This window comes from Bradyrhizobium sp. 179 (genome assembly GCF_023073535.1).
GTDB lineage: Bacteria > Pseudomonadota > Alphaproteobacteria > Rhizobiales > Xanthobacteraceae > Bradyrhizobium.
Genome location: NZ_JADPJR010000033.1, coordinates 34,836 through 46,349 on the forward strand (window position 1 = coordinate 34,836; position 11,514 = coordinate 46,349).

An 11,514-nucleotide genomic window follows, 5' to 3' on the forward strand; every position below is an offset into this window, starting at 1 on the left:
CCGATTTGTAACACCCGATTTGAGGCTACTGCTCCCGTGTCCCTTCCAACCATAAACGCGATTCGCCGAAGCCTAGCTGATATCAAGGACGCTCTTTGTAGACAAGCCTTGGACGACCAATGTCGATATTGGTAACATCCCTCACGTGCCGATCCACAGACCAACAAAGGACGCGGCAGATGCGCCGCAATTCGAGTTGAACGCCCCCGCCCTCCGAATGGACGAAGCACCAGTTGACGACGAACCATCCATTATTTTCGAAATTCCGCCCGAAATCGACGAGCGCCAAATTCGCGAGGCGCTGGGCCGAACTGGCAGCGGTGATTTCGAGCGGATGAACGAGGTAACAGGAACGGATGCGCTTGGATGGTATTTCCCGTTCCACTGCCAGATGGCACAGCACGGGATTTACCTGTCAGCTAAGGGCATCCTCGAGCTTGCCGCTCATTGCTTCAACCGAAAATATTCGGAAGACCAAACGGAGGATCTTAGAAGGAAGCTTCAGTATGCCGCTCATGCGATTCTACGCCACGAAGCGTTTCATTTCGCGGCAGAATGCATGGCGGCCAATTGGGAGCTTGCAACCGGGGCAGCGTGTTACATTCGCGCAAGAACACAACTACGAGGATCCGCCGGATACATTGAGCAGGAAGAAGCACTAGCCAACGCCTACATGCTGCGCGGATTTCGCTGGGTCAGTTCGGTCACTGAGGGGGCACGCGCGACGCAGTCGTTGAAGTTGTACGTCAAGGGGCAGCCCAGTGGCTATAACCGGGGGCCAGACTATGTTCCGGCTCACCGCTATGAACTTGGCTGCAAGGAATTGGCCTTCGACTACCATCGGCAAATGGTTGTGCAGTGGTTTGCCCCCCGCGGGACATTTGACAGTGCCCTACTCTACCCCAATGCAAATCGGATAGATTGGCGTCGATGCCCCATTCTCCTCCTTGACGAAGGCGGCCTACTGACTGAGCTCGGCATCGTCACGCGATTTATCGGGACGGTGGCAGGTATTGCGGAAAGCTCATCATTCGCAAAGCAGCTTGCACGATTGGGATCGGGCTATTCCGACAAATGACGGGCGACGAAGGAGAAGCTAAGACACAGCACCTCCGCTCGCGGGCTTGACTCAAGCCGTGGAAGAAAGGCGGCAACGGATGCTTTTCAGTTCGCGTCGATCGAGACGTTCGTGCCCATCTTCGAAATGATGCAGCAACGCAAACCTGGTTGGCCGAGGACATAGGCAGGCATGACGCCATGGGGCATTAGCGAAATGCAAGCTCCGGCAAAACGAACAGGTGCTGGAAAGGGAGATGCTTTAGCTGGGCCGGAGATGGAACCACATCGCAGGGCACCTTACCAAAGGACACGCTTTTGACTTTGGTGTTGACGCGTGGTGAAACACCGAAGCTTGGTCCTCGCGCCGCATGCATAAGGTACGCTGTTCGAAGAATATCCTCGAACTGCTGCTTGGCTTTGGCATCTGACGCATCATATTCAACGACCGATGGAGCCCATTGACCGCCGGCGACATCGGACGTCGTGCCCCTCAATCGATCTGCATAAATTGCGACGTCGTGATTCTCGGCGCCAGCAGCGTTGCAGCGGTGAGACCCATGACACCCGCACCCAGGACAGCAATTTGCGCGCGCGTGCCGCTCGGGACGAGTGTTTGGACGAACTTGACAACGGCGTCCGCGCAGCCCCAGCTCATCGTGATGCCGGCGCCACCGTGACCATAGTTGTGAATGACATGTTTCGACCCGAAAGGCTGGATCTCCAGCCTGTAAGTGCCCCGGCGATACGGCCGGACCCCTGCCTTGAAAACACACCCCGGCGGAGTGCAGGTGAAATCGGGCGACGGAAGTACTGCGGCTGGGTTTGCTTGCATTGCTTGCTCCGCAAATGGCTTAAGATCGAAATCTGCCAAGACAGGGGGGATACTCTGCGGGAAACGGAAGATATTTGTCGGGTCAACCGCGCGCTTTACGCCTTCCAGGCGGGTGAGGTTCGGGCCCCAATAAGCAGTCGGCCAGTCCCGCAATTCGCTGTCGCAGTAGTTGATGTAGGCTTTGCCCGGGACGTGCGGCCGCATCCCGGCGTAGAACGCCGCCATGGCGCGAACCCGCCGCAAGGTCGCGCTGGCATCGTCCCAGCCGGAGTAGTAGTGAATCATGAAGCGGACAGTCCTGCGAGGCGGAAACGCGGTATCCGACTCGCCGAGACTATCGACGGCGCCACCGTACGCGTTGAGAATCAGCGCGATCTGACTGGACGACTGCCCTACGAGCTCGGTCAACAAAGTCGTCATCCCTGCCGGCGAGAGGGATGTGACGTAGTCCGACTTTTCCTTTTGATATCGAGGGTCGGCGCCAGTGCCGACAAAGAACTGGTAGGCACCCCAAAAGGATTTTGTTTCCAGCGTCCTCGCACCACTCAGTGGTTCGATGTTTTCCAGCGCCCGCAGGCCGCTCTCGAGCACTTGAGACGGACCGATGCTTTGGCCGATACATCGTAGCGAAACGCTGGTGCTGTTGATCCGGCTGATTTTAAGTTAGGCTGTGATGCCCGGATCAGCCGTGGGCGCCCATGTCTGCCAAGCATCGATAATCCTGACCGCGCGAGCAACCGGCAAGGTCCATGGCTGAACAAAGACGGTTACAGTCGAAATTGGATGCACCGCAAACACAAATTCGGTGGCGATGCCAAGCGATCCCCCGCCACCACCTCGGCACGCCCAAAACAGGTCGGGGTTAGCATTTTGACTCGCTGTCACAACCATTCCGGCGGCAGTGACAAATGTGACGGCTTTCAAGTTGTCGCATGCAAGCCCGTAGGCGCGGGCGAGCAGGCCATACCCGCCACCCATGACATGCCCGGAAATGCCGACGGTGGGGCACGTGCCCGAGACGAATGCAACGCCCTTGCCCTTAAGCGCCTTCTGGATGTCGTTGATGGAGGCCCCGGCGCCGACCGTCACTGTCATGCTTTCTCGATCGAAAGCGACACTCTTCAGATTTCTTATGTCGATGACGGCGCCTGAGCTGCAGGAAAACCCTTCATACGAGTGCCCGCCACAGCGGACCACGAACGGCAGATTGTTCGCCTTGACCCACGCAAAGACAGTGGAGACGGCGCTTGCCGTGGAGCAAATCGCAAACAACGCCGGCGAAATCTGCGGCCGCGCGTTATAGACGCGGACATGCGCGGCATAATCGGCGTCCCCAGATCGCAACATCGTGCATCCCGGGATCGTCGGCAGCCGAGGCAGAGATGCTCTCGGAGCCGTTAGGTCAGGCGAAGGCCGTTCTTCAGTTGTTTTATCGGCGGGCACCGACAATCGATCCATGTTCGGAAAATAATATGGACTTTCCTCCGACTATCCCCCCTCACTTACGCCTATGATAATTCATTATCCGTTGAGTCTAAACAACTCGAGCTCAACCCTGCGAAGGTTCACCTCCCGAGGGTCCGCTTTGTGCTACGACGAGCAGTTGTATCGGTCGGGCGCCGCTTGACGGGTGTCCGGCGTGAACGTCGCTCGTCAGTCGTTGCGCTCGCCCGGAATTTGCTCGCGGAACTTCTTGCGACATGAGCCGATGTTGGGTATCCTACCACTAGTTGTGTATGGTATTCTAACGTTTTGGTGATCTGCATTCAGCTTCGGATATCCACCGGCAAAGCCGAAGGATAGGATCCATGGCAAGCAGTCGCACATCTTCGATGATCATTGCAGTCGCATTGGCGGCGAGTTGGTATTGCGTCGAAAAGGCACCGGCACAGGCACCGCCCGCGGCCACGGCAGGTTCAGTTTCACGGATAACGACTGAGGAAAGACTCGCGGTCGAGAACGCGGCACTCTCGGATGCGCGCGTTCGCGCCATCGTAGGCGAAGGGCAACCGCGGATCATCATGACCGGCGCGGAGAGCGACAAAGCAGAGGCCGAAGCCTTTCTGACAAGCGAATTGGCGCCGCCGCCGCGCCGACTCGTAAGCGTCGTGCTGTTTAATCCTCAGACCAACCAGGCGGCTCACGCTCTCGTATCGCCTTCCGAAAACCGTGTGATTTCGGTCGGGAGCATCGCCGCTTCAGACATCCCGTTTGTACGTGGTGACGCCGATCAGGCGCTCGCGCTCGCCAAAGCGGATGCCGGGCTTCGCCGCGCAGTTGGCGACACGCTAGACCGTTACGAGATTCTTGAATCAGATAGTGATGCGCGTATTCCGTTTGCCGCACAGGCTCTTCCGCTGCGCAGCACTGATCCGCGAGACTTCTGCAGCGTGGACCGCTGCCTCGATCTCATCTTTCGGAGCGAGTTTGGCTTTCTCCCGGTGCGCGCTCACGTCAACCTGACCAGACGTACTGTCGAGGTCCATGGGGGAGGACAGCATCGATGAACGGGACGTTCCGAATGCGTCGCCGGGCGCTTGCGGGCGCGCTCGCCTTGGCATCATCAGCGCTTGCTGAGGCCCAGCCGGCGGTGAGCGTGACGAGCTTCAATCCGGCCCGCTTTCAACTGTTCTGTCCGAACGCCATCACGCAGGACTTTCCGGCAACGGGCCCGGCCGAGACGACGTGGCTTATCTGCTGGCGCGAGGTCGCTGGAAATAACAGTATCGTCAATCCGAACGGCCTGATGATCGGTCCGGTCTATCTACGCAAAGCCCCTAACGCGCCCTTCGTTCGCGTTTTGTGGGACATGCGGGTGTCCGACTACTTCGTGCCCTATCACCCCGGAAGCCCGCGCTTCTATGATCTGAGCATCTACAATTTTTCGCTGACCGGCGTCACCGCGGCCGACTGTCCCGCGAGCGCCGGCGGTGCGCCCATCAGCCCACATGTCTGCAAGGAAGTGCGCGACCGCGGGCTGATGTGGAAGGATTTTGGTGGGGTGCGCCGCGGCCAGGAGATCGTGCTCTGGGGGGGCGATCAACGCGGCTAATTATCGTTATATCCAGGAATACACCTTCCGCGACGATGGCGTCATCATCGGGCGCATGGCGGCGACTGGGCAAAACCTGCCCGGCGACGAGCTTGTGACGCATGTACACAACGCGATCTGGCGGATCGATATCGATCTTGACGGGATCACCAACAATGCGGCTCGGCTGCAACATAACGAGAATCCGGCTAATGCGGCCGGTACTGCCAACGACACGACCTCCCCCATTACAGTAGCGGAAGGATTTACCTGGTCGCCGCGCAGGCACGACGCCATCGAGATCACGAATCCGGCCTTTAAGAATGCTCAGGGGCACCTTTCGGCATACCAACTTGTTCCGCTGGTCACCGGCGGCGGCCTAACCCAACATTTCGAAACCTTCACCCGGAACGAATTCTGGGTGACGCCATTCAATGCCGCCCAGTTCGCCGCAAAGGACCTTCCAGCCTATATTGCCGGCTCACCACCAGTTTCGAACAAGGACATAGTTCTGTGGTACAAGGGATCGCTGCACCATCATCCTCGCGACGAGGATGGCGCCTTCGACCACAATCACAACTGGATCGGAACGGCTCACACCATGTGGACGGGATTCATGCTTATGCCTCATGACGTCTTTGATTGCTCGCCGTTCTACAAGCCCTGCCCGTAAGGGACTCTGAAGCGGTTAGAATCAGTTCGGAGGCAGCATGATGAAAGTCGATCGAGCCCTTCGGGACTTTGGCTCGCGTCCCTTGTACGATAAAGCTCAACGGCGCCAGCTAGCCAAATTGGCCTGCCCGCTGGGATCTCCATTCGTTCGAATATCTGGAGCTGTCTTTCAAGGAGAGATGATACTGGACCGACGTCCGCAAGACCATCGTGCACAGCAACTCCGAAATTTTCGGCTGGCTCCTGGCGCCGGTGACATTCTACGAACCGCAGCCGGACGACGCGGAGCGAGCCGCGGAAGCGCCACGCGCTGTTACATGACGCCAATCCAAAGTGGGGACGTCTGCCGGAAATCCGAGCACTGATCGCAAACCTACCCACGCTGCGCGATGGCATAATATGTTTCCATTGAATGGCACGACGCGCGGGAGACGAACAAATGGGCGAACGAACCGGCATCATCACTTTTCTAAACATACATGACTACATCGGCATTGATGGGCATCCATGGAGCGGTTGCTTGGCGTCAATCGAGACTGATGGAGGTGAACAAACGTCACTTTACGCGACTTCCGATCGCCTAATCCTGGCATTGGCCACCTTCTACGCGACTAAGAGTCGAGCAACAGTGGACTTCAGTGACGCAGTATTGCCGGTACCGAAAGACAGCGATCTGCAAAAAAGGTCCGCCAATGCACAGACGACGTTTGATGCCGCCAACGGCATGTTTACCCTAAAAGCTATCTGGAGTAGCCCTATATAGCTGTTCGACCAATCGTCGTCGAAGCCTCTGCCTGTTAGCCTTCGAGCGGTTGGTTTTGCTTAAAGACGTTCACGTCGCCAGCGATCAAGGTACATTGCGGAATCCCTCCGCCACTTTTCTTGCTTGGGCCGATACAAGACCCGCTCCCACGTCGACACCAGAAAGGGAAAGCGGTTTAGCTCTCTCTCTGAGAAGGCGCCAGATTTCTCTGGCCCCACGTGTAGGATCTTCCTCTAGCAAGAGTGCAGCAATCCCTGCGACGTGGGGGGTGGCCATACTAGTACCTGCTTCCCTCGAGTACTTGACTGGCATGGGAAATGATGAATATACGAACACACCCGGAGCCGCCAAATCGACGGAGCCGCCATCCGGAATCAGGCCACTGTTTGAAAAGTCAGCTACGGCATAGCTGTTCTGTTCGATCGAATCCAACGCTGCGACCGATAGGATCGATGGACAGTTTGCTGGCGACGAAACTGGACAGATTCTTCCCAAATACCTGCTGCTGTCATTTCCCGCCGCCGCCACTATCAATGTGCCATGTTCAAGGGCTCTAGCTGCGACAGCCTCATAGACCTTGGAGTATGGCTCGCCATTAGAAACCGGCGTTCCCAACGACATTGAAATTACGCGACAATGGTGACGCACCGCCCAATGAATTCCTCGTAAAATCCAGCTGTCCTTGCCATTCCCATCGTCACCCAACACCTTTCCAACCCATACTTCTGAATTGTAAGCAACGCCATAACCTGGAGCTACTTGAGGGAAACGTCCCCCTCCTAGCGTCCCGACGCAGTGAGTCCCGTGACGAGCAACATCCGCTACGTCTGACCGCCCCGGGATAAAGCATGCTGTGTGATGGCGCCGAATACGCTTAGCCAAGTCAGGATGGGTAAGGTCCACTCCGGTATCTAACACCGCAACTCGAATACCCTCGCCTGAGAGAGTAGTCCTATCGCAGCCCGTTGCCTGCAAACCCCAAGTGTATTTGGTTTCATCCCAGGCCTTCCCGCTTGCAACAAGCGGAAACGCCTCTCGTAGCCCCAGCGCCCGCTTGGTACCCTCTGGCTCAATCGCGATTATGAATTCCTCAATATGTTCGGCGGCTACTCGCATCGAGGATAGCGCAAGCTCAGTCGCGACCATTACCCCTATGGCGGGCATCACCACAATGTCGTAGTCGCGTTGCGGCTCGTCCTGATCGGTCACGATGAACGAAGTTGTTCCCCGTGGGAGCTTCTCAAGCAATAAGTTCTCGGAGCCGGCACGATACGCAACTAGATATCGCCCAGTTTCGCTCTTCGGGAAACGCCAGACTCTAGGATCCAAGACCATTCAGCCCAATACCACGATCGCTTGTTTGAAGCCACCATAGCCCTTAACGATCATTGAAACTCGTCGAGTGGGCACAAGTTGACCACGAAATGCCGTCCCCGCCTTCACATAGCAAATTTCATTTGCAACCACGACAACACGAGTTGCGTGCGGCGGCAGAGCAAGCGAAGCGGTTTCCAAGATGGAAGCCAACGTCGGTATGCGCCTAGTCGCCTTCTGTCCAACAAGCCGCCAAACCGAGCCGTACACAGATCGAACACCGAGGGAATCCCAAACCGTCAAACCATTGTCGAGCAGAACGGGGAAGATCTGCTCGTCGAGCGTCAAAGACGGACGCATGGAGATACAAGACAAGTTACCGGTTAGCTGTTGCTTTTGGGGTTCAGAATATCTGAGTTCAACGCCCGACACAGTCGAGCTTGTAGGAGCAGCATCTCTAAATAGCTTGCTCAAGTTCTCAGCGCCGCCCTGCACCGATGGTATTGCGCCAATAGAAAAATTCGTCCCGAACTCGCGTCTTAGTATTCCGCTACTAGTTGCCGAGGGTTCGCTCATTGCGAGCGCCGCTGATAGTCCATCGATTTGCAACCCTCGACCCAGGTTTTTGACCAGAGCAAGACTCACATCATCGAATGTGTATTCGAAAATTGGAAGATCTGCGGTACCGCCCGCCGACTCGACCCCATAAAATGCAATACTATTGAATTCCGCTGCTCCTGTCTCTTTGAAAGGCGGACAGTTCGCATGACCATTGGCATCGCAGGTTGGACAGAACCCGGGTTCGTACTGCGGAGCCGTACCGGTACCGATCGTTACGGTCTGAATAGAGTTTACATCCAATCCCGACTGACGGTTCCACAAATAGTTCTTCAGGTGCTCATTAAGGCTTTCTGGACGATTGACGTAACAAGCGGGCTGCGCCTGATGATTAAGTTGGTTGTGCAGCCAACTTGCTGCCTGAATCCAGCTTGACCAGAAGGTGTTGAGCGCACCCATAGCGTTTACTAAGGTCTGAGCGTATCCTGACCCGACCTGAAGAATCCCCACGTCTTCAAAATCCATAAGAGGCATCATTGCCTGGAAGCCGGGCACGTACCAGGATTCGGAACGATAGCCGCACATACCAGAAATGCCTGACAAAGTGCCGTTCCAGCGCATGGGCGGAGCTTGATCGGAATTAGCGAACGGCCTTCCGTCGGGAGCCAAAGGAAATGCGAGGGCGTCGCATCCTCCAATGAACACCCAGCGTAAAACTCCCAGACCGCCCCACACATGCCATGGAAACTGGGCAGGTCGAATATGAGGTACGTACTCGACGTCAGGCCCAAACACGTTGCCGTGTCCGTATATAGCAGCGAGCATTGAGCGCTCGATGTACTGGGCTCCTTGAGTCGTCTCGATCATGGTATTCTTGGCATTACCGGGATAGACAAACGAGATGCCGGCGCCGATGTTATTGAGGGCCGACACAAAGGTCTGCGCGGCAGCTGTCGAAAAATTCTCGGGGTTAGAAAATGCGCCACAAAGCCATCCAACTGCTTGATCAGACATAGTGCTGCTCCGAGTGAGGTTGCCTTCTAATCGGTGACGCACGCAGCTCAGTTGGCCGCCTAACAGCTCGGATTCGGCAAGAGCGCTTTTGCAACGACCCCCTTCAACGAACTAGGAAGCCGAATAGCTGTGTGCAATTCAGGCAGAGAACCATCCTATTCACTTGGTCTTTTTCAGCCGACCCGCAAGTTCTTATCGGCGAGGGCGAGCCGGCCTCAAAGTATGTCGTCGCTACATTTGCTTCTGTGGGAGATCTGGCAGTTAAGCCAAGCGCTCGAAATCCGCGCCTCCAATGCACAATCTAAACGTTAGTATATCTCAAGTTCCAAAGAACACAACTATAACCTGTGGTATTGTCGAGCATCAATGCTGTAGTCACTGTATGACCTCGAGGCCGTAACCCCCAGGGATCGGCCTGTATCGTTCGATACAGGACACGCCAATCCACATGCGCGTGGGCGTGCACTGACCATCGCTCGTAAGGACGCGCCGCCCGGTATTGCCGCCGGGACAATAGCCAAGCTGTCAAACAAGTCCTCGTTTCTAACGGCGACACCCTCGTCCAGCAGAAACTTGGTCGCATCCGCTCAGCTCATCAGATGGCGTTAAATGCGATCGCAAACCTGGACACCGGCTTCACGTTGCGTCTCGCCACGACGCTGATAACCATGGCTCGAAGGTCGTGGCGTCGCCTGGCTTCCGCAAACTTGGCAAAAGAACACGTCGCAGGGTTCACTCGTGTCTCGCCGCGAGGCAATCCCTACGAGCAGATGTCCACGCCGATGTGCAGAGCAGCGTCGATACTGCCGGACTGCTTTCCGACGCTCGTCGATGTCGGCGTCGCTTTCGTCGGGGAAAGCAATCTTCTGGATGCTTTCCGGACCGGTGCAGGCGGCCCCACCGCCGTGTCGGCCGAATTCGTTCCAAAGTCCCGCTTCTGCGGACGCCGCGCTCATATCGTTATTTTCTCCTTGAGATCCGATCGTATCTGGGCCGCCGCGCCTTGCGGGCCACCATTAAGCCGCCGCGAACCAGCGAGAGCACGGTCGGGCGCGCAGTCGCGTGCGCTGCGCGGTAAGGGTATGCGCGCGAGAAACGGGTCAACGCCAATCCCGACGTCATCGAGGATCCGTACGGCTTTCAAGCAACCAATCGCCTGCCCGCCTCGAGCAAGGACGGGAAGCATTTCGCCGCTCACGGGAGGTCCAAGGGAACGATACGTCTCTCGAGTCGCTGGTAGGCCGGTTCATGGTCCGAGTGAACGACAACTCCATCGAGGCGCTGGTAGACCGGTTCGAGGTCGAGATGACGGAGGATACCTGGACGGCCGCAATCCAGACAATCCGCCACCGTCGGAAAATAGAAGCGCTTCATACCGCCATGGCTTCGAAAATGGCCGCGACGATCACGGGCGCCACCCCAGGGCGACCGCCGCGATGCTGCGGCTCATGGCCGAGAAGGCCATCCACGACGACATCGAAGAGGTTACCGGCAAGCCGCCGGCGGCGGAATCGATTCGGTCGGCTGCCCACGGTCTCCGCACGTAGGCACGATAGGAACCGTGAAAATGCTGAAACGTGAGACCGTACTCATGTGCTTCCCCGGCTTCCGCCAGACGTCGTGGGAGCGCGACTACGCCAAGGCCATCTCGCAGATCGCCGCGCAGACGGCCATGGACCGGGAGAGCGCGCTCGACGTCGGGACGATGCAGTACATCATCTTCCGATCCGTCGATCATGAGCGGGCTCAGACCGCTATCGTGCGCGGTTTCGCCGAAACCTCTGCTGCCTATGTTGGTGCTGTGCTCGACTTGGGGCGGTCGGCACATGTGACCCGATACGACCGCGGAGAGGTCTACGGCATCCTTGAGACGCGCTACACGGAACCCGACCTTATCGCCAAAGTCGAGGAGGCGACAGTGCCTCGACCGCTGGCCAATGCATATCGCTACTCTCTTGCAAGACTCGCGTAGCGTACAAAATTCGTCATTTGTGGTTAGTGGACGGGAGCTTGCCAACCCGGATTATCGTCTCGTTGGTAACCGCTGTTGAGTAATTGTTGGCAATAGTCATCGAATCGATCGCCTCCGGAATGCAAGCGATTACTGCCGTCCCGATCCCAAACATCAGTGGAGTTGTCGCTATTTAGAACTACGGCCTGTTGGTTGCCATTGTTCGGATTTATAAAGTAGGCTGACTTGCTCATCTCATACCTCCTCTAACGGGCCGCAATTTGGCGGGATCATGTTGCCAGCCTCGAGAACGGCTCTTC

Annotated in this window: 11 protein-coding genes; 6 read left to right on the top strand and 5 right to left on the bottom strand. The window is 56.9% G+C overall.

What is annotated here, in order from left to right:
* Positions 1-217: 217 nt before the first annotated feature.
* Positions 218-1,078, top strand: coding sequence for a hypothetical protein (locus IVB12_RS07960; RefSeq protein ID WP_247297455.1), 861 nt, complete (start codon positions 218-220; stop codon positions 1,076-1,078).
* A 471-nt stretch (positions 1,079-1,549) separates the two neighbouring features.
* On the opposite strand, the gene IVB12_RS38355 is transcribed toward IVB12_RS07960, so the two are convergent.
* The gene (locus IVB12_RS38355; protein ID WP_247297456.1) at positions 1,550-2,482 is read right to left on the bottom strand and encodes a BBE domain-containing protein; all 933 of its coding nucleotides are present in this window, start codon (positions 2,480-2,482) and stop codon (positions 1,550-1,552) included.
* A gap of 72 nt (positions 2,483-2,554) precedes the next feature.
* Entirely contained in the window at positions 2,555-3,238 is a 684-nt protein-coding gene (locus IVB12_RS07970) for an FAD-dependent oxidoreductase (RefSeq protein WP_247297458.1), read from the bottom strand.
* Between the two features lie 461 nt (positions 3,239-3,699).
* Here IVB12_RS07970 and IVB12_RS07975 point away from each other — a divergent pair, with 461 nt between their 5' ends.
* From IVB12_RS07975 to IVB12_RS07990, 4 genes are all read left to right on the top strand, one after another.
* On the top strand, positions 3,700-4,398 hold the full coding sequence (locus tag IVB12_RS07975; RefSeq protein ID WP_247297459.1) for a hypothetical protein: 699 nt from the start codon (positions 3,700-3,702) through the stop codon (positions 4,396-4,398).
* Positions 4,395-4,943 (top strand): hypothetical protein, encoded by a 549-nt coding sequence (locus tag IVB12_RS07980; protein WP_247297462.1) that lies wholly within the window; start codon positions 4,395-4,397, stop codon positions 4,941-4,943. Before IVB12_RS07975 ends, IVB12_RS07980 begins: the two co-directional genes overlap by 4 nt.
* Positions 4,888-5,595 (top strand): hypothetical protein, encoded by a 708-nt coding sequence (locus tag IVB12_RS07985; protein ID WP_247297465.1) that lies wholly within the window; start codon positions 4,888-4,890, stop codon positions 5,593-5,595. Before IVB12_RS07980 ends, IVB12_RS07985 begins: the two co-directional genes overlap by 56 nt.
* Positions 5,596-6,033: 438 nt before the next feature.
* A complete protein-coding gene (locus IVB12_RS07990) occupies positions 6,034-6,357 on the top strand; it encodes a hypothetical protein (protein WP_247297467.1) in 324 nt (107 codons plus the stop codon).
* 84 nt (positions 6,358-6,441) lie between these two features.
* Here IVB12_RS07990 and IVB12_RS07995 read toward each other — a convergent pair whose 3' ends face one another.
* Both IVB12_RS07995 and IVB12_RS08000 read right to left on the bottom strand, forming a co-directional pair.
* Entirely contained in the window at positions 6,442-7,605 is a 1,164-nt protein-coding gene (locus IVB12_RS07995; RefSeq protein ID WP_247297468.1) for a S8 family serine peptidase, read from the bottom strand.
* 87 nt (positions 7,606-7,692) lie between these two features.
* Positions 7,693-9,243, bottom strand: a complete 1,551-nt coding sequence (locus IVB12_RS08000) for a hypothetical protein (protein ID WP_247297471.1) — start codon at positions 9,241-9,243, stop codon at positions 7,693-7,695.
* A 1,567-nt stretch (positions 9,244-10,810) separates the two neighbouring features.
* Here IVB12_RS08000 and IVB12_RS08005 point away from each other — a divergent pair.
* Positions 10,811-11,215, top strand: a complete 405-nt coding sequence (locus IVB12_RS08005; protein ID WP_247297473.1) for a hypothetical protein — start codon at positions 10,811-10,813, stop codon at positions 11,213-11,215.
* A 23-nt stretch (positions 11,216-11,238) separates the two neighbouring features.
* Here the strand turns inward: IVB12_RS08005 and IVB12_RS08010 are convergent, their stop codons facing one another.
* Entirely contained in the window at positions 11,239-11,448 is a 210-nt protein-coding gene (locus tag IVB12_RS08010) for a hypothetical protein (RefSeq protein ID WP_247297475.1), read from the bottom strand.
* Positions 11,449-11,514 lie beyond the last annotated feature (66 nt).

Coding starts and splice junctions, on each gene's coding strand:
- IVB12_RS07975 (WP_247297459.1), top strand. CDS start 3,700: ATGGCAAGCAGTCGCACATCTTCGATGATCATTGCAGTCGCATTGGCG.
- IVB12_RS07990 (WP_247297467.1), top strand. CDS start 6,034: ATGGGCGAACGAACCGGCATCATCACTTTTCTAAACATACATGACTAC.
- IVB12_RS08010 (WP_247297475.1), bottom strand. CDS start 11,448: ATGAGCAAGTCAGCCTACTTTATAAATCCGAACAATGGCAACCAACAG.
- IVB12_RS08000 (WP_247297471.1), bottom strand. CDS start 9,243: ATGTCTGATCAAGCAGTTGGATGGCTTTGTGGCGCATTTTCTAACCCC.
- IVB12_RS08005 (WP_247297473.1), top strand. CDS start 10,811: ATGCTGAAACGTGAGACCGTACTCATGTGCTTCCCCGGCTTCCGCCAG.
- IVB12_RS07980 (WP_247297462.1), top strand. CDS start 4,395: ATGAACGGGACGTTCCGAATGCGTCGCCGGGCGCTTGCGGGCGCGCTC.
- IVB12_RS07970 (WP_247297458.1), bottom strand. CDS start 3,238: ATGTTGCGATCTGGGGACGCCGATTATGCCGCGCATGTCCGCGTCTAT.
- IVB12_RS07960 (WP_247297455.1), top strand. CDS start 218: ATGGACGAAGCACCAGTTGACGACGAACCATCCATTATTTTCGAAATT.